Annotated in this window: 20 protein-coding genes; 12 read left to right on the top strand and 8 right to left on the bottom strand. The window is 69.1% G+C overall.

Annotated elements, in window-relative coordinates; translation table 11 throughout:
• The first annotated feature begins 5 nt into the window (after window positions 1-5).
• Complete coding sequence (locus ACG00Y_RS09755; RefSeq protein WP_394478275.1) at window positions 6-683, top strand: DNA alkylation repair protein; 678 nt, start codon at window positions 6-8, stop codon at window positions 681-683.
• Here the strand turns inward: ACG00Y_RS09755 and ACG00Y_RS09750 are convergent.
• Window positions 665-2,296, bottom strand: coding sequence for a phosphoethanolamine transferase (locus ACG00Y_RS09750; protein ID WP_394478273.1), 1,632 nt, complete (start codon window positions 2,294-2,296; stop codon window positions 665-667). The genes ACG00Y_RS09755 and ACG00Y_RS09750 overlap by 19 nt on opposite strands.
• Before the next feature lie 241 nt (window positions 2,297-2,537).
• Here ACG00Y_RS09750 and ACG00Y_RS09745 point away from each other — a divergent pair, with 241 nt between their 5' ends.
• Window positions 2,538-2,750 carry a hypothetical protein gene (locus ACG00Y_RS09745; RefSeq protein WP_394478272.1) on the top strand — a complete coding sequence of 71 codons (213 nt, stop codon included), beginning with the start codon at window positions 2,538-2,540 and terminating at the stop codon, window positions 2,748-2,750.
• 2 nt (window positions 2,751-2,752) lie between these two features.
• Here ACG00Y_RS09745 and ACG00Y_RS09740 read toward each other — a convergent pair whose 3' ends face one another.
• A complete protein-coding gene (locus ACG00Y_RS09740; RefSeq protein ID WP_394478271.1) occupies window positions 2,753-4,813 on the bottom strand; it encodes an oxidoreductase in 2,061 nt (686 codons plus the stop codon).
• A 167-nt stretch (window positions 4,814-4,980) separates the two neighbouring features.
• On the opposite strand from ACG00Y_RS09740, the gene ACG00Y_RS09735 reads away from it, so the two are divergent.
• From ACG00Y_RS09735 to ACG00Y_RS09695, 9 genes are all read left to right on the top strand, one after another.
• Entirely contained in the window at window positions 4,981-6,303 is a 1,323-nt protein-coding gene (locus ACG00Y_RS09735) for a DUF4397 domain-containing protein (protein WP_394478270.1), read from the top strand.
• Between the two features lie 79 nt (window positions 6,304-6,382).
• The gene (locus ACG00Y_RS09730; protein WP_394478269.1) at window positions 6,383-7,072 is read left to right on the top strand and encodes a hypothetical protein; all 690 of its coding nucleotides are present in this window, start codon (window positions 6,383-6,385) and stop codon (window positions 7,070-7,072) included.
• Between the two features lie 15 nt (window positions 7,073-7,087).
• A complete protein-coding gene (locus ACG00Y_RS09725) occupies window positions 7,088-7,498 on the top strand; it encodes a DUF1801 domain-containing protein (protein WP_394478268.1) in 411 nt (136 codons plus the stop codon).
• Window positions 7,495-7,710 (top strand): cysteine-rich CWC family protein, encoded by a 216-nt coding sequence (locus tag ACG00Y_RS09720; RefSeq protein ID WP_394478267.1) that lies wholly within the window; start codon window positions 7,495-7,497, stop codon window positions 7,708-7,710. Before ACG00Y_RS09725 ends, ACG00Y_RS09720 begins: the two co-directional genes overlap by 4 nt.
• Window positions 7,711-7,742: 32 nt before the next feature.
• Window positions 7,743-8,624 (top strand): DMT family transporter, encoded by an 882-nt coding sequence (locus ACG00Y_RS09715; RefSeq protein WP_394478265.1) that lies wholly within the window; start codon window positions 7,743-7,745, stop codon window positions 8,622-8,624.
• Complete coding sequence (locus tag ACG00Y_RS09710; protein WP_394478263.1) at window positions 8,621-10,282, top strand: long-chain-fatty-acid--CoA ligase; 1,662 nt, start codon at window positions 8,621-8,623, stop codon at window positions 10,280-10,282. The genes ACG00Y_RS09715 and ACG00Y_RS09710 overlap by 4 nt, the downstream gene beginning before the upstream one ends.
• On the top strand, window positions 10,279-10,845 hold the full coding sequence (locus tag ACG00Y_RS09705; RefSeq protein ID WP_394478261.1) for a nucleotidyltransferase family protein: 567 nt from the start codon (window positions 10,279-10,281) through the stop codon (window positions 10,843-10,845). Before ACG00Y_RS09710 ends, ACG00Y_RS09705 begins: the two co-directional genes overlap by 4 nt.
• 52 nt (window positions 10,846-10,897) lie before the next feature.
• Window positions 10,898-11,371 (top strand): GreA/GreB family elongation factor, encoded by a 474-nt coding sequence (locus ACG00Y_RS09700; RefSeq protein WP_394478259.1) that lies wholly within the window; start codon window positions 10,898-10,900, stop codon window positions 11,369-11,371.
• 25 nt (window positions 11,372-11,396) lie between these two features.
• On the top strand, window positions 11,397-12,065 hold the full coding sequence (locus ACG00Y_RS09695; protein ID WP_394478257.1) for a glutathione S-transferase: 669 nt from the start codon (window positions 11,397-11,399) through the stop codon (window positions 12,063-12,065).
• Between the two features lie 20 nt (window positions 12,066-12,085).
• On the opposite strand, the gene ACG00Y_RS09690 is transcribed toward ACG00Y_RS09695, so the two are convergent.
• Genes ACG00Y_RS09690 through ACG00Y_RS09675 form a run of 4 tightly spaced genes read right to left on the bottom strand, consistent with a single transcriptional unit; the run spans window position 12,086 to window position 14,410 of the window.
• A complete protein-coding gene (locus ACG00Y_RS09690; RefSeq protein WP_394478255.1) occupies window positions 12,086-12,574 on the bottom strand; it encodes a DUF456 domain-containing protein in 489 nt (162 codons plus the stop codon).
• Window positions 12,575-12,605: 31 nt separating this feature from the next.
• The gene (locus ACG00Y_RS09685) at window positions 12,606-13,592 is read right to left on the bottom strand and encodes a TerC family protein (protein ID WP_394478253.1); all 987 of its coding nucleotides are present in this window, start codon (window positions 13,590-13,592) and stop codon (window positions 12,606-12,608) included.
• 42 nt (window positions 13,593-13,634) lie between these two features.
• The gene (locus tag ACG00Y_RS09680; RefSeq protein ID WP_394478251.1) at window positions 13,635-14,066 is read right to left on the bottom strand and encodes a TerB family tellurite resistance protein; all 432 of its coding nucleotides are present in this window, start codon (window positions 14,064-14,066) and stop codon (window positions 13,635-13,637) included.
• Between the two features lie 5 nt (window positions 14,067-14,071).
• Window positions 14,072-14,410, bottom strand: coding sequence for an HPF/RaiA family ribosome-associated protein (locus ACG00Y_RS09675; protein ID WP_394478250.1), 339 nt, complete (start codon window positions 14,408-14,410; stop codon window positions 14,072-14,074).
• 97 nt (window positions 14,411-14,507) lie between these two features.
• Between ACG00Y_RS09675 and ACG00Y_RS09670 the strand changes: the two genes are divergently transcribed.
• Complete coding sequence (locus ACG00Y_RS09670) at window positions 14,508-15,398, top strand: LysR family transcriptional regulator (protein WP_394478248.1); 891 nt, start codon at window positions 14,508-14,510, stop codon at window positions 15,396-15,398.
• A gap of 59 nt (window positions 15,399-15,457) precedes the next feature.
• On the opposite strand, the gene ACG00Y_RS09665 is transcribed toward ACG00Y_RS09670, so the two are convergent.
• Window positions 15,458-18,526 (bottom strand): S8 family peptidase, encoded by a 3,069-nt coding sequence (locus tag ACG00Y_RS09665; RefSeq protein WP_394478246.1) that lies wholly within the window; start codon window positions 18,524-18,526, stop codon window positions 15,458-15,460.
• Between the two features lie 22 nt (window positions 18,527-18,548).
• On the bottom strand, window positions 18,549-19,229 hold the full coding sequence (locus ACG00Y_RS09660) for an NF038120 family PEP-CTERM protein (RefSeq protein WP_394478244.1): 681 nt from the start codon (window positions 19,227-19,229) through the stop codon (window positions 18,549-18,551).
• Window positions 19,230-19,322: the final 93 nt, after the last annotated feature.

Here is a 19,322-nt window from a genome sequence, read left to right as displayed (position 1 = left end):
GGAGCATGGCGGTTCCGCGCCCACCCCGCCTGGACGAAGCCCTGGCCGCGCTGCACCAGCAGGCGCGGCCGGAGGCGCTCAGCGCCATGGCCCGTTTCGGCCTGACCGGCGAGGGCCGGCTGGGTCTGGCCGTGCCGACGCTGCGCGCGCTGGCCCGCGAGTTCAGGCGCGACCACGCCTTGGCGCTGGCGCTGTGGGACACCGGCATCCCCGACGCGCAGATCCTGGCCGGCATGGTGGCCGAACCGGCCAAGCTGACCGTCGCGCAGATGGACCACTGGGTGGCCGGCATGCGCGCCTGGGATGTCTGCGACCAGGCCTGCCTCAATGCCTTCGTCAAAAGCCCGCTGGCCTGGGACGCCATCCCGCGCTGGGCGGTGCGCGAGGCGGAGTTCGAGAAGCGCGCCGGCTTCGCGCTGCTGGCGGTGGCGGCGGTGCACCAGAAGCAGCGGCCGGATGCCGACTTCCTGGCCCGCTTGCCGTTGATAGCAGCGGCGGCCGACGACGAGCGCAACTTCGTCAAGAAGGCCGTCAACTGGGCGCTGCGCCAGATCGGCAAGCGCAGCGCGGATTTGCGTGAGCATGCGCTCACTTTGGCGGAGCGGCTTTGCCGGCGTGAAGAGAAATCGGCGCGCTGGATTGGCAGTGACGCGCGTCGGGAGCTTCAGCGAATCTTGTCGTAGTCCCAGCCCGGCCCGCCAATCTGCTGCAGGCGTCGCGGGCGGGGCCGCCAGTCGGGTGACAGCAGGCTTTCCTGCGGGGCGATGCCATCGGCGTCGACGCGGGCGATGTCCAGCAGTGTGGGCATCAGGTCGGTGTGGCTGACCGGCGCCCTGGCGTGCGCCGACAGCGCCGCCCAGGCCGCAGGCCAGCGCCGGCGGTAGGCGTCGTTCGCCCAGAAGAACAAGGGCACCGTCGTGTCCGCCTTCGAGGGGTCGGCCAGTGCATGCATGAAGCGCTGGCGCTCGTCGTCGAAGAGGTTCTCGCCGTGGTCGGAGGTGTAGACCAGCAGGGCCGGCTGCGGGTCGGCCCGCAGGCTGGTGATGACCCGCATCAGGAAGCTGTCCAGCGCCACCAGCGTGTTGTCGTAGGAGTTGATGGTCTCGGCCTTGAAGCGGGGGCCTGGATGGCCGCTGACACCGACATCGGTCAACGTCGGCCTGAACTTGCGCGCCTGCGCGTCGTACTGTTCGTCGTAGGGAAAGTGGCTGCCGGTCATGTGCAGCGCGATGAACTGGCGCGGCCCGGCCTGGCGCAGCAACGCGTTGAAGGGCGGCAGCAAGGCGGTGTCCATGCGCAGCAGCAGCTCATACATGCCGTCCGAGAAGTCCGCCACGTGGGCGTCCCGGAAGAGGTCGGAGATCTCCTGGTTCGACAGCCAGCCGGTGTGATACCCGGCCTCCCGCATCGTGCGGACCAGGCCACCCTGGCGGCGCGCGTCGATGGCCCGGCCGACGATGCCGGGTACGGCCGCGTCGGTCCAATGCGCCGTGGAGGCGACATCGCGGAACAGCAGCAGCTCGTCGCGGATCGCAGACAGGCCCGGCGTCGTGTCCCGGGCATAGCCGTAGATGCCGAGGTGGTCGGGCCTCACGGTCTCGCCGATCACCAGCACCAGATGCAGCGGCTCGTCCGCAGACCCCGGGCGCGGCCGGCCATTCAGCGAGGTCGTCCGTGGCGCGCGGCGGGCTTGCTCCATCACCCGCTGCACGCTGGACACCAGGTTCAGCGGGAAGACCTGGTCCACGGTGTCCCGCTCGAAGAAGGCCGGCAGGCTGAGCTGCTGCGGCACGGCCTGCTTCAGCAGCAAGGACGCACTGGCCGCTCCGAGCAGCATGGCGAGCCAGCCTTTGCGCTGGCTGGGGCTCCAGTGCCAGCGGGCATCGACCTGCCATGCGGCCAACGGGTAGGCGAGGGCCAGCGCCGCCCAGCCGACGAGCCAGCCGCCAAAGCCGCGCAACACCTGCAGGCTCTGGGCGGGCGAAGTCTTCATGGCCGCCGCCACCAGCGCATCGCCCGGCGCGCTGCCGAAGTTCAGGCAGAGATAGACATAGGGCGGCAGCAGCAGCACGGCCGGCGTCCACAGCAGAAAGGCCATGCGCAGGCTGCCCAGCAGCGCCGGTCCCATGGCCAGCAGCCAGAAGGACAGGCCCAGCACGGCCAGGCGCTCGCGCATATCCAGCCCGTCACTGCCCAGCGCGACCGCCAGGCCCGGGCTCCAGAGCATGGCAAACAACAGCACCGCCAGCCCACGCTGCCGCAGGGAGGGCTGGAACGATTGGGACGGCGGCATCATGGCGAGCTTACAAAAATGGGGTCAGGTTCGATTTTGTTGGGCGCCTTGCGCCTCGACGGCCGGCCGGAAAATCGAACCTGACCCCATATTCGTATCCCTCTTCAGGGGGAGGCGAGGGGGTGGTCGCGGCCGGCATCCCCCTTCGCCCCATCCTCCGGGTGATGTTCGCCGAAGGTTCCGGCGCCGATGCTGAGGGTGTGACGTTCTTCACGACGTTCAAGCCACCCCACCGGAGCCCGCCATGCAACTCTTCAGCGTCTCGCCGCAGCCCTCGCCCGTCGCCAAGCTGGCGCAATTGCACCCTGCGGAGCCGGTGCCGCAGCAGGAACAGGAGCCGATGACGCTCAAGAGCTGCGGCTGGTACGACTCCAGCTTCGAACTTGCCGCCGGCCTGGAAATCTCCGAGCAGGACGACGATGTGCTCTACCAGCTCTGCCAGTTCTGCCTGCACTGAACCTACAACCGGCACGCCAGCGTCGTCCCCTGCAGGATGGCTCGCTTCGCATCCAGCTCGCCGGCCTCCAGTGCGCCGCCGATCAGGTGCACGCTGACGCCCGCCGCCTGCAACGGCGCCTCCAGCTCGCGCAGCGGCTCCTGGCCGGCGCACAGCACGATGGTGTCGGCCGCTATCAGCTGCGCATCGGCCCGCTTCTGGCCGTAACTCACCCACAACCCCTCGGGCGTGATCTGCTCGTAGTTGACGCTGGCCAGCATGTCGACGTTCTTCATCTTCAGCGCCGCGCGGTGAATCCAGCCCGTCGTCTTGCCCAGGCCCGCGCCCGGCTTGCCGGCCTTGCGCTGCAGCAGCGTGATCTGGCGGGTCGGCGCTTCGGGCGCGGGCCGCAGCAGCCCGGCGCGCACCTGCTCGGGGTCGCCCACGCCCCAATGCTTGCGCCAGGCAGCCGGGTCCAGCGTCAGCGAATGGCCGGCCTCCAGCAGGTACTCCGCCACGTCGAAGCCGATGCCGCCCGCGCCGACGATGGCCACGCGTGCCCCGACCGGCTTGTCGTGCCGCAGCACGTCGATGTAGCTCAACACCTGGCCGCGCGCCGCGGCCTCAATCTGGCCCTGGATCTTCGGGTCGCGTGCGCTGACGCCGGTGGCCAGCAGCACCTCGTCGAAGCCCTTCAGGTCGTCCGCGTCGACCCGACGGTTCAGCCGCAGGTCCACGCCGGTCACCTCGATGCGGCGGCGGAAATAGCGCAGCGTCTCGCTGAACTCCTCCTTGCCCGGGATGCGCCGCGCCATGTTGAACTGCCCGCCAATCTCGGCTGCGCCGTCGAACAGCGTTACCGCATGGCCGCGCTCGGCCAGCGTCGTGGCAGCGGCGAGACCTGCCGGCCCGGCGCCGACGACGGCGATGCGCTTCCTCGCGCCTTGCACCGGCCGCACGACGATCTCCTGCTCGTAGGCCGCCCGCGGGTTGACCAGGCAGGTCGAGATCTTCTGCGCGAAGGTGTGGTCCAGGCAGGCCTGGTTGCAGGCGATGCAGGTGTTGATCTCGTCCGCCCGCCCCTGCCGCGCCTTCTTGACGAACTCCGCGTCGGCCAGAAACGGCCGCGCCATCGAGACCATGTCCGCCGAGCCATCCGCCAGCAGCCCCTCGGCCACCTCCGGCGTGTTGATGCGGTTGCTGGTGATCAGCGGCGTCGTGATGCCCTCTTCCCGCAGCTGGGCCCGAAGCTTGGCGGTCACCCACGCGAAGCCCGCGCGCGGCACGCTGGTGGCGATGGTCGGGATGCGCGCCTCGTGCCAACCGATGCCGGTGTTGATGATCGTCGCCCCGCCGCGCGCCACGCGCCGCGCCAGCTCCAGCACCTCGTCCCACGAACTGCCGCCCGGCACCAGGTCCAGCATCGACAGCCGGTAGATGATGATGAAGTCCGGCCCCACCGCCTCGCGCATGCGGGCCAGGATCTCCAGCGGCAGGCGCATGCGGTTCTCGTAGGACCCGCCCCAGCCGTCCGCGCGCTGGTTGGTGTGCGTGACGAGGAACTGGTTGATGAAATAGCCCTCCGAGCCCATCACCTCCACGCCGTCGTAGCCGGCCTCGCGGGCCAGCTTCGCGCAGCGGATGAAGGCGCGGATCTGCCGCTCGATGCCGCGCGCCGACAGCTCGCGCGGCGTGAACGGCGAGATCGGGCTCTGGATGCGCGACGGCGCCACGCACAGCGGCGAGTAGCCATAGCGGCCCGTGTGCAGGATCTGCAGCGCGATCTTGCCGCCCTCGGCATGCACGGCGTCCGTGATCTGCTGGTGCCGGCGCGCCGCGCCGCTCGTCGCCAGCGTGCCGGCGAACGGCTTGGCCCAGCCCTCGATATTGGGCGCAAAGCCGCCTGTCACGATCAGCCCCACCTCGCCCCGCGCCCGCTCGGCGAAGTACACCGCCATGCGCTCGAAGTGCTTGGCGCCGTCCTCCAGGCCCGTGTGCATGCTGCCCATCAGCACGCGGTTCTTCAGCGTCGTGAAGCCCAGGTCCAGAGGCGCGAGGAGGTGGGGGTAGTTCATCCGGCCCATGCTACCTAGCGCCACCCGCCCGGAACTGGAGGGTTCTCCTCCTTGCAGCAACAGTTCTTCACCCCGTGCTAGAGGGCGGAAATCCCGATATCGCTCGCTTGGGTTCTAATCGCGCGTCCGCGTTTTGGGATTCGGCCCGGCGGTTTGGTTTTTTCGGAGAGTTCTCGATGCGATTCACCCCCTGGGCCACACGACTGGCCCTGACGCTGAGCCTGTCGGCCACCGCCCTCCTGACCGCCTGCGGCGGCGGCGGCAATGACGGCGACAGCAACACGCAGGTTCGCCTGCTCAATGCCACGCGTTCCTACGCCCAGCTGGACCTGTCCGTTGACGACAAGGCCGTCAACACCAAGGTCGCCTACGCCAGCGTTGGCGAATACGGTTCGGTGAAGTCCGATGGCCCGGCCGTCCGGGTGTTGACCAGCGATGTCGGCACCAGCATCACGGCCACGCAGCCGTCGCTGGCCGGCGGCAGCAACTACACCTTCATCAGCTATGGCTTCGCTGGCGCCGTGCGCATGACGACGCTGCAGGAAGCCGAGACGGCGCCCGACGCCAACAAGGCCAAGCTGCTGGTGCTGAACCTGGCCCCGGACGCCGGCGCGCTGGACATCTACGTGACCACCGCCACCGACCCGCTGGACACCGCCACCGCGCTGAGCACCAACCTCGCCGGCGGCTCCGGCAGCGGCTACATCCAGATCAACTCGGGCACCTTCCGCGTCCGCGTCACCGGCTACAACAAGCGCACCGACCTGCGCCTGGACATCCCGGCCATGACGCTCGACTCGGCCAGCGTCAACACGCTGATCCTGACCTCCTCCGATGGTGGCGTGCTGGTCAACGGCATCTCGCTGGTCCAGAAGGGCGCGGTCAAGAACTTCCTCAACACGCAAAGCCGCGTGCGCACCGTCGCTGCACTGACCAACAACGCCACCGTCGGCACCACGCTGAACGGCCAGGCAATGTTGACCGGCGCGATCAGCCCGCTGATCAGCGAGTACGTCACCACCGCCTCCGGCGCCTCCACGCTGTCGGCCATGGTCAACGGCTCGCCCGTCACGTTTGCCGCACCGACGCTTGCCGCCGGCGGCGACTACACGCTGATGGTCTGGGGCTCGGCCGCCGCTCCGCAACTTGCCGTGCTGAGCGACGACAACCGCCTGCCGACCGTGAACGGCAACGTCAAGGTCCGCCTCGTCAACGGCTTGACCGGCCTGACCTCGTCGCTGAACGTCGACTTCAGCGCGCTGGCCTCCAACGTCGGTGCCGGCCTGGCGTCCACGTCGGCCAGCGTCTCGTCGACCGCCAGCTCCCAGGTGGACGTGACGGTGCCGACCTCGTCGACGCCGATCTACACCAACTCCGCCCTGGCCCTGCCGGCCAACAGCGTCTGGACCTTCTTCGCGGTGCCCAACACCGCGACCGTCGGCACGACGACCTCGCCGGTGCCCGGCATGTCCGCCCTGCCCAAGCGCGAGCGCCCGTAAGCCTCCCGGCTTCACCGCTCAAAGCCCCCGTGCCTGCCGGCCGGGGGCTTTTTCAATGCCGACGCGGGAAGATCGCACCATGGCCGTGCCCACCCGCTTCCACCTGCAACGCCTGCGCCAGCTCTGGCGCAGCGCCGGCTGGCCCTGTCAGGACCTGGTCGAGATCGAGCTGCTGGCCGCCGGCTGGGTCGAGCGCCTGCAGGAGCCCGGCGGCCGCGAGCGCCTGCGCGTGACCGACCTGGGTGTGGCGCTGATCGCCGAGTCGCTGACCCGCAACCGCGCCGCCCGCGATGCGCACGAGCTGCTCGTCGAGCGCGTGGCCACCGAGATGCAGCGCGCCGGCCGCATCGCCTGGCGCGGCCTCGCGCTGCGCGCCGGGCTGCCGCAGGACGACGGCAAGACGCTGTGGGTCAACGCGATGCCCGACGTCTATTCCATCCGCCACAGCACGGTGGAGGACTACCTCGAACCCGCCATCCACGAGATCAAGGTCAGCCGCGCCGACCTGCTCGGTGAGCTGCGCCGCCCGGCCAAGTCCGCGGCCTACCGCGCGCTGTGCGGCCAGTGCTGGTTCGTCATCAAGGCCGGCATCGCCGAGGCCGAGGAGATCCCGCCCGAGTACGGCGTGCTGATAGGGCACACCAGCCACCTCGAACTCGCCCGCCCGGCGCCCAGGCGCGCCTGCAAGCCCGACTTTGCGACCTGGATGGCGCTGGCGCGCGCTACGCCGCTGGTGCCGCCGGACGACGATCCACAATCTCCTCTCTGATCCGGAGCACCCGCCATGGCAGCCAACAAGACCGTGCCCACCGACGCCGATGTCGAGGCCTACTGTGCGGCCCAGCCCGAGGCGCGCGCGGCCGACTGCCGGGCGCTGATCGCGCTGATGCAGTGCGCCAGCGGCCACACGCCGAAGATGTGGGGCCGCATGGTCGGCTTCGGCCACCACCACTACGTCTACGACAGCGGCCGCGAGGGCGACATCTTCGAGATCGGCTTTGCCAGCGGCGCCGGTGGCAAGGGCGACATCAGCCTCTACGTGAATGCCACCGGCGCCGAGCGCGCTGCTCTGCTGGCCCGCTTCGGCAAGCACCGCGAAGGCAAGGGCTGCGTCTACATCAAGCGGCTGTCCGACGTGGACACGGGCGTATTGGGTGAACTCTGCGAGGCCGCGTTGCGCGAGCTGCGCGCATGAGCGGCGACCCCCTCGCCGCCACCTGCCCGCGCTGCGGCGGCGGCTTCGAATGCGGCGCCAGCACAGGCCACTGCGACTGCTTCGACCTCCGCCTGACCGACACGCTGCGCGCCGAGCTGGCGGCGCGCTATCCCGGCGCCTGCCTGTGCCTGCGCTGCCTGCGCGAGCTGATGCAGGCCGGCTCGGCACCGCCTGCCCCGGCCCGTGGTTAAGCCGCCCTGACCTTGGGCATGATGCCCGCCTGATGCGCACCCCCTCCCTTCTCGACCGCCTCGCGCCGCCGCTCTTCATCTTCATCTGGGCCACCGGCTACCTCGTCGCCAAGCTGGCCGCGCCGCATGCCGACCCGCTGACCTTCCTGAGCTGGCGCTACGCCGGCGTCGTCCTGCTGATGACGGGCCTGGCGCTGGTCGCGCGTGCCCGCTGGCCGTCGCGGCGCGACATGGCCCACCTGGCGCTTGCCGGCGTGCTCATCCAGGCGATGTACCTCGGCGGCGTCTGGGTCGCGATCCGCCAGGGCCTGCCGGCCGGCACGGCGGCGCTGATCGTCAACCTGCAGCCGGTGCTGGTGGCCGCGCTGGCGCCGCTGATCGGTGAGCGCGTGGCACCCCGGCAGTGGGCGGGCGTGGCGCTGGGCCTGGCCGGCGTCGTGCTCGTCATCTGGCACAAGTTGACGCTGGGCACCAGCTTCGGCCCGCCGCTGCTGCTGTGCCTGATGGCGCTGCTGGCCATCACCGCCGGCACGCTGTACCAGAAGCGCTTCGTGCCGCAGTTCGATCTGCGCAGCGGCCAGGCCGTGCAGTTCGCGGCGTCGCTGGCCGTCACGCTGCCGCTGGCCTGGGCGCTGGAGCCGATGCGCATCACCTGGAATGCGCCGGTGCTCGCGGCGATGGCATGGAGCATCTTCGTGCTGACGGCCGGCGGCATCAGCCTGATGTTCTACATGCTGCGCCATGGCCGCGTGACGGCCGTGTCGAGCACCATGTATCTGGTGCCCTCTGTCACCTCGGTGATGGCATGGCTGCTGTTCGACGAGACACTCGGCGCACAAGCCATCGCCGGCATGGGCGTGACGTTGCTGGGCGTCTATCTGGTGGTGGCCAAAAGACCGGAGACCACTGCATGACACTAGCGCACCACGCCTTCTGGCCCGCCCGCGTGCCCCACGCGATCAGCCCGCCCGCCACCGCGCTGCCCGACAACCTGCTGGTCAGCGCGCGCCGCTTCCCCGACCGGCCGGCGCTGGTCTTCCTGGGCCACACGACGACCTATGCGCAGCTGGCTGCGCAGGTCGAGCGACTGGCCGCCTGGCTGGCCGAGCGCGGCGTGAAGCGGGGCGACCGCGTGCTCGTGGGCCTGCAGAACTGCCCGCAGCTGGTCGTCGCGCACTACGCCATCCTCAGCGCCAACGCCGTCGTCGTGCCGGTCAACCCGATGAACAAGGCGGCCGAGCTGAGGCACCTGATCGAGGACAGCGGCGCCGTGCTGGCCATCACCAGTACCGAGCTGAGCGCCGAATGGCTGTCCGCCGGCATGGCCGCGCGCGACCTGCTCGTCGCGCACCTGGCCGAAGTGCTGCCCGGCGGCCGAACGGACGGCGAAGGACTTCCCGCAGGCTGGGCTGACTGGCTCAACGCCGACATCGCCTTGCCCGACGGCGCCACGGCTTGGCGCCATGCGCTGGCCTGCAGCGCCGCGCCGCCCGCGCTCGAAGTGGGCGCCGCCGACCTCGCGCTGCTGGGCTACACCAGCGGCACCACCGGCCACCCCAAAGGCTGCATGCACCGGCACAGCAGCCTGCAGCACAACGTCTTCGCCGGCGCGCTGTGGGGCAACGGCAGCCACGAGGACGTGGTGCTGGGCGTCGTGCCGATGTTCCACATCACCGGCATGGTCGTCGTCATGCACGGCGCGATCATGGGCGGCGCAGCCCTCGTGCTGATGCCGCGCTGGCAGCGCGAGTACGCCGCGCGGCTCATCCAGGAGCACCGCGTCACGCGCTGGACCAACATCCCGACGATGGTCATCGACCTGCTGGCCAGCCCGCAGGTGGACGGCTTCGACCTGAGCAGCCTCGTCTACATCGGTGGCGGCGGCGCGGCCATGCCGCAGGCGGTTGCCGAGCGGCTGCAGCAGCGCTGGGGCCTGCGCTACCAGGAAGGCTACGGCCTCACCGAGACCGCCGCACCCAGCCACAGCAACCCGGCCGACGCGCCCCGGCAGCAATGCCTGGGCGTGCCCTACATCAGCTGCGATGCCCGCGTCGTCGATACCGACACGCTGCAGGAACTGCCCGCCGGCGAGCCCGGCGAAATCATCGTCCACGGCCCCATGGTGTTTGACGGTTACTGGCGCCAGCCCGAGGCCACGCGCGCCGCCTTCATCGAGTTCGACGGCAAGCGGTTCTTCCGCACCGGCGACATCGGCTACGTGGATGGCGACGGCTACTTCTTCATGACCGACCGCCTGAAGCGCATGATCAATGCGAGTGGCTTCAAGGTCTGGCCGGCCGAGGTGGAGAACCTCATGCACGCCCACCCCGGCATCGCCGAGGCCTGCATCGTCTCCGCGCCCGACGCCTACCGCGGCGAGACCGTCAAGGCCATCGTCGTGTGGCGCGCTGGCAACGAGGCACTGACCGAAGACGCGCTGCGCGACTGGTGCCGCGCTCACATGGCCGCCTACAAAGTGCCGGCACGCATCGAGTTTGTCGACAGCCTGCCCAAGAGCGGCGCGGGCAAGGTGATGTGGCGGGCGCTGCAGGAGCGGGAGCGCGACCGTTGAGCGATGTCGAACGCGTGACGGCGCTGGTGCGCGAGACGCCCTGGTTCATGGCCGCGCTGCGCGCCGGCCGTGAGCTGGGCCTGGTGCCCTGGTGCATAGGCGCGGGCGCGCTGCGCAACCTCGTCTGGGACGCGCTGCACGGCCAGCCGCGCTCCGAGCTGGCCGACGTGGACTTCGCCTACTTCTGCGCCAGCGACCTCGACCCCGCACGCGACGCCGCGCTGCAGCGCCGGCTGCTGGCGCTGTGCCCCGACCTGCCCTGGGAGGTGACCAACCAGGCCGGCGTGCACTTGTGGTTCGAGCGCCATTTCGGCCATGCCGTCGAGCCGCTGCACTCGTTGGACGAGGCCATCGCCAGCTGGCCCGAGCCGGCCACGGCGGTGGGCGTGTGGCTCGACGACGCCGATACGCTGCACGTCATTGCGCCCCACGGCCTCGCGGACTTGCTGGGCATGCGCGTGCGCCGCAACCCGGTGCGGGTCAGTGTCGAGACCTATCGCGCGCGTTGCGAGAGCAAGCGCTACGCGGAGCGCTGGCCGCAGGTGGTGGTGGAAGCGGTGTAGCCCTTCACAATCAAGACCTGCCCCCGCTGGTTCGAGATGCCCACCTTTCATCATGGATAAATTCTTGTTGCAGCAGCAGGTGCTGGAACGGCTCGCCGAAGACCTGCTGCAAGCCGAACAGGCAGCGCGGGCGGCTCATGAGACGGCGACTCACGAAGAAAACATCGCCGAGAACAAGTACGACACCTTGGGCCTCGAAGCCGCCTACCTGGCCACCGGCCAAGCGCGTCGCGCCGAAGCCATCCGTCAGGCGATGGCCAATTGGCGCCAATTCCGCCCAAGCCCCTACGACGCCAGCAAGGGCATACAGCTCGGCGCGCTGGTCTGCTTGGTCGATGCCGACGACAGGCAGCAACAGCTCTTTCTGGGCCCGGGTGGGGGCAGCATGAAGTTGGCCAGCGGCGTTCAGGTCATCAGCAGCGAAGCCCCGTTGGGCCAGGCCATGCTGGGCAAATGCGAGGGTGATGAGGTGTCGATACAGGGCACGCCGAACCGACAGCAGTTTGAGGTGTTGCGGGTTCACTAGGAGGCAAGCTCACGCCGAATTCGCCATGCACACACCACTCACCACCCCAGGCCCCGAGTTGCCGCGGCTCTACACCTTTCGCCGCTGCCCCTACGCGATGCGCGCACGGATGGCGCTGCTGCAGGCCGGGCGCGCCTTCGAGGCGGTGGAGGTGGAGTTGCGCGACAAGCCCGCAAGCTTGCTGGCCTTGTCGCCCAAGGCGACGGTGCCGGTGCTGCAGTTGCCCGATGGCCGCGTGATCGAGGAGAGCTGGGACATCATGCGCTGGGCACTGGCTGAGCCGGATGCGCAGGGCTGGTGGGCGCGGGCGCAGTCGCCTGCGAACCTTGACCTCGTACAGCGCAACGACGGCGACTTCAAGCATCACCTGGACCGCTGGAAGTACCCCCAGCGCTACTCGAGTGAGACCCTCACGCCGGACGCACACCGCGACAGGGCGCTGGATGTGCTTGTGCGACCGCTGGAGGCACGGCTACACAGCGCACCCTGCCTGGGCGGCGCGACGCCTTGCGCCACGGACTGGGCCTTGATGCCCTTCGTCCGGCAGTTCGCCTGCGTGGACCCGGCATGGTTTGCGACGCTGAACCTGCCATCGGTGCGGTCCTGGTTGAGCGGATGGCTCGCCAGCCCGCTGTTCATGGCGTGCATGGTCAAGCTGCCCGCGCAAGCTGCGACTCGCTTTCCGTCGCTTTGAGGCTTGCTTGACCGCGGCCCTCAGAAGATCAACGCCGCCACGAACACGCCGATCATCATGAACGCGATGACGACCTTCGCGACCAGCGCCAGCAGCAAGCCCAGCCCGGTCGCGATGCCCACGCGCGCGGCGGCCTGGTGGTCGCGCCGGGCGATGTACTCACCCAGCGCCGCGCCGATGAAGGGCAGCACGAACACGCCGACGATGCCGAACATCAGCCCGGCGACCGTGCCGATGGCCGCGCCGACCAGCGCCAGCCGGCTCGCGCCCACCTTCTTGGCGCCGAGCAGCGCGGCCACATAGTCCAGCACCCAGGACAGCAGCGCCAGCGCGACGAGCAGGCCCAGCGTCCAGCCGCCGACGCGCTCGAAGCCGTCTATCCACGCGCCGAGCACCGCGCCGGCCAAGACCAGCGCCGCACCCGGCAGCACCGGCAGCACGGCGCCCGCGAGGCCGGCCGCCATCAGCAGGGCAGTGAGTATCCAGAGCAGAACGTCGGAGCTGGGCATGGTCAGGAAATGGGTTGAAGTGGCGTGAGCATCAGGCGCTTTGCGCGGCGGCCGGCCCACGCGTCTTCCACAGCGACACCACCACGCCGCCGGCGATCAGGCCGAAGGTGATGCCCAGCGACAGCGCGGGCGGGAACTTGCCGATCACGTTGACGAGGAAGATCTTCGTGCCGATGAACACCAGCACCAGGGCCAGGGCGTACTTGAGGTAGTGGAAGCGGTGGATCATGGCCGCCAGCGCGAAGTACAGCGCGCGCAGGCCGAGGATGGCGAAGATGTTGCTCGTGTAGACGATGAACGGGTCGCTGGTGATGGCGAAGATGGCCGGCACCGAGTCGACGGCGAACACCAGGTCGACGATCTCCACCATCGCCAGCGCCAGGAACAGCGGCGTCGCGTGGCGCACCAGCTTGCCGTTGGCATCGGGCTGCGTCACGAAGAACGCCTTGCCGTGCAGCTGGTCGGTCACGCGCAGGTGGCGGCGCAGGAACTTCAGCACCGGGTTGTTGGCCATGTCGGGCACGTGCTCGGCGGCCAGCCACATCTTGATGCCGGTGATGACGAGGAAGGCGCCGAACAGGTACAGCACCCAGCTGAAGTTCTGCACCAGCGCCGCACCCACGCCGATCAGCGCCGCCCGCATGACGATGACGCCCAGGATGCCCCAGAACAGCACGCGGTGCTGGTACACGCGCGGGATGCCCAGGAAGCCGAAGATCATCGCGATGACGAACACGTTGTCCATCGACAGCGACTTCTCGATGAGGAAGCCGGTGTAGTACTCCAGGCCCGACTGCGCGCCCATGTACCACCACACCCAGGCGCCGAACAGCAATGCGATGCCGATGTAGCCGGCCGAAAGCAGCAGGCTCTCGCGCACGCCGATCTCGCGCTCCTCCTTGTGCAGCACGCCCAGGTCCAGCACCAGCAGCACGGCGACGACGGCCATGAAGGCCAGCCAGGCCCAGACTGGCTTGTCCAGCCAGGGTGTTTGCAACAGGGTGAGCAGGGTGTCCACGAGATCCTCAGGGTTGTGTGGTCGGTGAAGGGGCGGGCAGCGTCAGGCGTGCGCGGCGTCCAGCGCGCGCAGCAGGTCGAGCCGGTCGATGGAGACGTGCCAGCGGCGCGCGGCGGCCTGCAGCACGCGGAACTCGCCGCGCGCCAGGTGGGCGTCAGCCTCGATGACGGCAGCGCACAGCTGCAGCACGCGGATGCGCAGCGACTCGTCCTGCACTTCGTCGAGCAGCGACGCGATCGTCGCGTCGTCCAGCGTCAGCGTGCTGGCTGGCACTGCGGCGTGCGTGACGAGCAGGTCTTCGCAGAAGTCGCGCAGCACGGTCTGCAGGCTGCCGTCGGGCATTGACGCGGCCTGGTTGAACTGCAGGCGCTGCAGCGCACCCAGTTCGCGCGGATGCAGGTTGCCGTCGGCCAGCAGCGCGAGCGCGACGATGCGGGCCACGGCCTGGGGGCTGTCGGTGGGATAGCTGCGCATGGCGGTCAGGCGGCGTCGGGGCCAGGCAGGGCTGGGCGGCGGCGTGACTGCCTGCGGCCCAGCACGCGTGCCAGCAGGTGGCCGGCGCGCAGCAGCGCCTCATGCACGGCGCGCCGCCACGTGGTGGCCAGCGCGCGCACGACCAACGTGCCGTGGCCGTCGGTGCGCAGCGTGATGCGGCATTCCTTGTCGGGGCCGCCGCGCGGGCCGTTCAAGTCCTCCAGCCGCACGGTCACCTGCGGCACGGCGTCGGCGCGGCGCCGCATCGCAAAGCGCACGCGGCGCTCGACGAAGGCGGCCAGTTCGGCGGCGGCCTTGTTCAGGGACTGGAAGTTCACTTGCATGTCGATCTCCGAAGTTGAAGGACGGCCGCACGATAGGGGGCGCGAGTCTTCCGTGAAAGCAGACAATGCGGGAGCAAACTTCCCGAAAAACAGGAACATGTCCCAGCACTTCAACTACCGGCACCTGTACTACTTCTGGGTCGTCGCCAAGGAGGGCGGCATGTCGCGCGCGGCGGCGCGGCTGGACATGGCGGTGCAGACGGTCAGCGCGCAGGTGCGTGAGCTGGAGCGCGCTTTAGGGGTGCAGCTACTGCGGCCCGAGGGCCGCGGCGTGACGCTGACGGAGGCGGGTCAGCGCGCGATGCAGCAGGCCGACGTCATCTTCGAGGCCGGCGAGGCGCTGCCCGGGCTGCTGCGCGAACGCGACGGCGCCGGGCCTGCCGTGCGGCTGGCGCTGGGCATCAGCGACACCTTGCCCAAGCTGGTGGTGCGCCACCTGGTGCAGCCGGTGCTGGCCACGCCGGGGCTGCGGCTGCTGTGCCACGAGCAGCGCTTCGACGACCTGCTGGGCAACCTGGCCGTCCACAAGCTCGACCTGGTGCTGGCCGACCGGCCCGCGCCGCCGCATGCGGGGCTTAAGGTGTTCAACCACGCGATGGGTTCGTCAGAGCTGGCCTGGTATGGCTCGCCGGAGCTGGCGGCGCGCGCCAAGAAGCGCTTCCCGCGCGGGCTGGCCGATGTGCCCATGCTGCTGCCCGCCGCCAACGCGGCGGTGCGCCCGCACATCGACCGCTGGCTGACGCAGCATGGCATCACGGCGCAGGTGGCCGGCGAGTTCGAGGACTCGGCGCTGCTGAAGATCTTCGCCGCCGGAGGCATGGGCGTGTTCCCCGCGCCTTCACTGGTGCACCAGCAACTGCTGGCCCAGTACGGCGTGCGCCACATCGGCGCGCTGGACGGCGTGATGGAGAACTTCTACGGCATCAGCACCGAGCGGCGCGTCGTGCATCCGCTGGTGCGGCGCATGGTGGAGCCGGCGTCAACTTGAGAATCGCCGCAAGCGCCTGCTCGGTGACACCGCGTCGCGGTGTCACCGAAGACGTGGCTTCAGGGCTTGTTGTTGATGAACAGCACCGTATCCGCCAGAAGCGTGTTGCTCCCGTCGGAGAAGCGCAGGTCACCCAGGTAGCGGGCGCCCGCTGGCACCGACCAGCTGGCAGCCACGGCAGCCTTGCCCCCCGCGTAAACCTGACCCGGCATCGCCGCGCGCAGGGTTTGTGGGCCTGATGGTTCGCCCACCAGCCAGCTCGACAGCGTGTAGGCCGCGCTGGCACTGCCCGCCGTGGCATAACCAATGACACAAGCGGAATAGGTGGCGGCGGTCGGCCTCAGCAGTTGCACCAGTTCATTGGCCTGGGTCCCGCCGCTGTTTCCAACGACCGGGCCTGTGCCGTTCGGGCCACGGGTGATGACCAAGTCAAGGTCGGTCGCTGCGCCGCCTTGCGTTTCGGCATTGAAAAGCTGGAAGCGCGCGACGCGGGTGCCGGCCGGCACGGTGAAGTTCGTGCACTGCTCGAAGCCCGTCGCGACGGCGCCCTGGGTCAGGGTCGCCGGAACAAGCCCGCTGGCCGACAGCTTCATGACGCCGGTATACGACGACGTGACCTGGAACACCTTGCTGCCACTGCCCGAGACACGGACATCCTCCACCAAGGCCGGGGCGGCGAAGGCCAGCGCTCGCGCGCTCACCGGACTGCGCACCGTGCGCGTGCCGTCCGACCACGTCAGACTGCCAAACGCCCAGGTGCCGACAGGGGCCGTGTCACGGGTCAGCGTGAGCGTGAAGCTGGCCTTGGCACCAGGCGCCAGGCTCAAGGCGTTCGGCGACGCGGTGACGGTCCAGCCGGGCAGGTTCGCGGATGCCGTGTAGATGCCGGGCGAGCTGCTCACGTTGGTCACCGTGCGCGTCACGGTCGTCGAGCCCACGATATCGCCCACCGTGATGGAGGCCAGGTTGAGGTTGGCGGCCGAAACCGAGCCCACCGAGGCACAGGAGCCCAGGCCCGCAGGAGGCGTCAGCCCGCCACCGCACAGGAACTTCGCAAAGTCGGTCGCCGTGGCGTCGTACACCAGGCCGGGGTCGGACGCAGCGTTCGGGTTCACATGCCCTGCACCGAAGCCCCAGGGATTGGGATCGACGTTGCCATTGGCCAGCTTGACAGGGTTCGTGCTCGTCATCATGGCCGACTTGATCGCCGCAGGCGACCACGTGGGATAGAGCTGCTTCAGCAACGCGGCAATGCCGGCGATGTGAGGTGCCGCCATCGACGTGCCCTGCAGCGACCCGGCGTTGGCAGCAGGTGTCAACGTGCCGGATGCCACTGCATCATGCTGCGCCTGGGTCAGCGACAGGTCCCGGTACGCTGCGACGACGTCCACGCCCGGCGCGGCGATGTCGGGCTTCAGGATGTTGGCATTGCCCTTGTTCGGGCCACGCGAGGAGAAGTCGCCCATCACCGGCGCCACCACCCCCGCCAGCTGGGTTCCAGGCCCGAACGTGACATTCGCATTCGACGTGGCAGCGTAGGCAAGCACAGCCGCCGAATTGGACGCGGGCAGGTGCACCGAGGGAACGACGTAGGGCTGCAGGATCAACGTATCCGACGATGACGGCGTGTTCTGGATGATCATCGCGGCACCGCCCGCCAGCTTGACCGCGTCGGCCTTGTTGACGAGGACATTGCCGCCGCGGATGCACACCAGCGTCTTGCCGGCCACCTTGGCCGGGTCGAGCCTCGCGTCCGCCGATCCCCCCAAGGCTGGGTCGGCCCGGTCGCTGGCGTTGTAGCAACGCTGGAGCGCGGTCTGATCGGTGGGCGAAAGGTTGGCGAAAGGCACCACGCCGGCATCCTGGGCAAGGATCAGCGGCGTTGTCGGCAGGCCGGTGCCCTGATAGGACGGGCCGCTGTAGGTACTGCCATTGCCCAGCGTCACCGACGCCACGGTGTAGCGGTCATGCGTGGTCGCCGCCGTCGTCATCATCCAGGGGCCGATGTGCGCGACCTGGTTGCCCGGGCCGGAGTTGCCGGCGGAGGTGGCCACGAAGACGCCTGCGGCCACCGCATTCAGGAAGGCCAGTTCGACGGGGTCAGCCGCGTTGGTCTGGCTGCCGCCCACGGAATAGTTCAGCACGTCGACACCGTCGGCCACCGCATCGTCGATGGCCTTGATGGAGTCGTTGCCGTAGCAGCCGCGCTCTTCTTCGATCGTCGCCTCCCAGCACACCTTGTAGGCCGCGATGCGCGCCCGTGGCGCCATGCCCGACATGCGGCCTGCGTCGATGCCATCGATGACGGCCCGTGCCCCGAAATTCCCGCCCGCCGTGGAAGCGGTGTGCGTGCCGTGGCCGTCGCCGTCGCGGGGAGACAGGTACTCGAAGGACGTGCGGATGGCGCGCGGGTTCGCATCGAAGCCCGCGTGGTAGTACCGCGCGCCGATCAGCTTGTTGTTGCACATCGAGGCGTTGAACCCTGCACCGTTCATGCAGGCGCCCTTCCACTTGGCCGGCGGCGGGCCGTAGACGAGGGTGCCGCCCGACTCGTGGTAGCCAATCGGCTGACCCGCAGCGTTGACGCGGTCGCCGAAGGACGGGTTCTCGGGCCAGATGCCACTGTCGATGATGCCGATGATGACGTCTTCGCCCAACGCCTTGCGGGCGCCTGGATCGAACTTGGACCACAGGCCGCCCGGTGCGGTCAGGCCAAGAAAGTCCGGCGTCCGGGTGGTGTCCATGCGGTAGCGCTCGACCGGCTCGACCGACAGCGCACGGCCCGACGCCCGCAGCGCCGCTGCCTGGGCGTCGGTGAGCATCGCGGAGAAGCCGTTGAACGCATAGGAGTAGGCGTGCTGTATCGGCACGTTGCCGATGCTGGCGATGGCAGCCCCGCGCTTTTGCGCCAGATAGCTCACGTAGGCACGGGTGTTCGCCGCCGCCGCATTGAGCTTGGCGCCAGGCGCCGGGCGCGTGGCGGCGATGCCGGCGACACCGCCCTGGTAGGTTGCGGCCGGCGCATCGGCCAGCCGGACGATGTATTGCTTCTGCTGCGCGTTCTGCGCGCCAGCGGCCATGGCCGCCGACAGCAGGCTGAGGGCGGCAAGATTCCTGACAGTGATCATGAGAGCGTCCTCGTGGGTCGTTTCAACGTGCGGTGCGACGGCGTGACCAGCCCAGCCCGAGCAGGGCGGCCGAAACCAGGGCCATGCTGGCGGGCTCAGGGAGCTCAACGGGGTCAGCAATCGTCAATCGGAGGTTGTCCACCGCGAACTGCCCGTTGTTGTTGCCCGTCGGGCAACTGAAGGTGCCGGTGAACACGCAGGTGTAGAAAACGACGGCTTCGAGGTCCTCGAAGGCCAAGTTGTAGTTCCCAAAGGCGCTGACGGGCAAGTTGTAGGCGAGGGCATCCGTACTGCCGTCTGCAAAAAAGAGGTCGAAAGCCAGGATGATGGTCTGTGCCAACTGCGGGTCCTGGGGGATGAAACCGGCCCAGAGGCCATCCAGGTTGAAGCTGCCGCCGTTCTCGCGCTCCAGCGCGAAGTAGCCTTCACCGTAAGTCGCGTAGTAGGCGGAGCCCCCGTTGTTTGCGGGTGCGCCGGACAGCTGATCACCGGGTGTCGCGATCAGCGCAAAGTCGTTGAGCTGCGTGATCCTGAAGCCGTCCTCGACGTAGGCCTCACCTGGATTGACGATCCCGAACTCGGGCGGCACGTTGAAGTCGATGACAACCGGAGCCGCCTGGGCGACGGGCGCGGCCAGCGTCATCGCGACGCCAGACGCGACCAGCATCGATCGAAGATTTCTGAACATCCAGGCTGTCGTCATCAGGCGCTCCGTGAAAAATGTCACGCCCATACTAGCGGCGCATTCGATGAAAAGTGCCCCGCTTGACCCCTGAGCGTGGGACGGGTCTTCCCT

The organism is Pelomonas parva (assembly GCF_043555835.1).
GTDB classification, from domain to species: Bacteria; Pseudomonadota; Gammaproteobacteria; order Burkholderiales; family Burkholderiaceae_C; genus Pelomonas; species Pelomonas parva.
This window is presented reverse-complemented; position numbering and strand designations above follow the sequence as displayed.

What these genes read in the sequence shown, in the direction of transcription:
- ACG00Y_RS09745 (WP_394478272.1), top strand. Translation starts at nt 2,538, where the DNA reads ATGCAACTCTTCAGCGTCTCGCCGCAGCCCTCGCCCGTCGCCAAGCTG.
- ACG00Y_RS09750 (WP_394478273.1), bottom strand. Translation starts at nt 2,296, where the DNA reads ATGATGCCGCCGTCCCAATCGTTCCAGCCCTCCCTGCGGCAGCGTGGG.
- ACG00Y_RS09755 (WP_394478275.1), top strand. Translation starts at nt 6, where the DNA reads ATGGCGGTTCCGCGCCCACCCCGCCTGGACGAAGCCCTGGCCGCGCTG.
- ACG00Y_RS09700 (WP_394478259.1), top strand. Translation starts at nt 10,898, where the DNA reads ATGGATAAATTCTTGTTGCAGCAGCAGGTGCTGGAACGGCTCGCCGAA.
- ACG00Y_RS09725 (WP_394478268.1), top strand. Translation starts at nt 7,088, where the DNA reads ATGGCAGCCAACAAGACCGTGCCCACCGACGCCGATGTCGAGGCCTAC.
- ACG00Y_RS09675 (WP_394478250.1), bottom strand. Translation starts at nt 14,410, where the DNA reads ATGCAAGTGAACTTCCAGTCCCTGAACAAGGCCGCCGCCGAACTGGCC.
- ACG00Y_RS09670 (WP_394478248.1), top strand. Translation starts at nt 14,508, where the DNA reads ATGTCCCAGCACTTCAACTACCGGCACCTGTACTACTTCTGGGTCGTC.
- ACG00Y_RS09720 (WP_394478267.1), top strand. Translation starts at nt 7,495, where the DNA reads ATGAGCGGCGACCCCCTCGCCGCCACCTGCCCGCGCTGCGGCGGCGGC.
- ACG00Y_RS09680 (WP_394478251.1), bottom strand. Translation starts at nt 14,066, where the DNA reads ATGCGCAGCTATCCCACCGACAGCCCCCAGGCCGTGGCCCGCATCGTC.
- ACG00Y_RS09730 (WP_394478269.1), top strand. Translation starts at nt 6,383, where the DNA reads ATGGCCGTGCCCACCCGCTTCCACCTGCAACGCCTGCGCCAGCTCTGG.
- ACG00Y_RS09690 (WP_394478255.1), bottom strand. Translation starts at nt 12,574, where the DNA reads ATGCCCAGCTCCGACGTTCTGCTCTGGATACTCACTGCCCTGCTGATG.
- ACG00Y_RS09660 (WP_394478244.1), bottom strand. Translation starts at nt 19,229, where the DNA reads ATGACGACAGCCTGGATGTTCAGAAATCTTCGATCGATGCTGGTCGCG.
- ACG00Y_RS09715 (WP_394478265.1), top strand. Translation starts at nt 7,743, where the DNA reads ATGCGCACCCCCTCCCTTCTCGACCGCCTCGCGCCGCCGCTCTTCATC.
- ACG00Y_RS09665 (WP_394478246.1), bottom strand. Translation starts at nt 18,526, where the DNA reads ATGATCACTGTCAGGAATCTTGCCGCCCTCAGCCTGCTGTCGGCGGCC.
- ACG00Y_RS09740 (WP_394478271.1), bottom strand. Translation starts at nt 4,813, where the DNA reads ATGGGCCGGATGAACTACCCCCACCTCCTCGCGCCTCTGGACCTGGGC.
- ACG00Y_RS09735 (WP_394478270.1), top strand. Translation starts at nt 4,981, where the DNA reads ATGCGATTCACCCCCTGGGCCACACGACTGGCCCTGACGCTGAGCCTG.
- ACG00Y_RS09710 (WP_394478263.1), top strand. Translation starts at nt 8,621, where the DNA reads ATGACACTAGCGCACCACGCCTTCTGGCCCGCCCGCGTGCCCCACGCG.
- ACG00Y_RS09695 (WP_394478257.1), top strand. Translation starts at nt 11,397, where the DNA reads ATGCACACACCACTCACCACCCCAGGCCCCGAGTTGCCGCGGCTCTAC.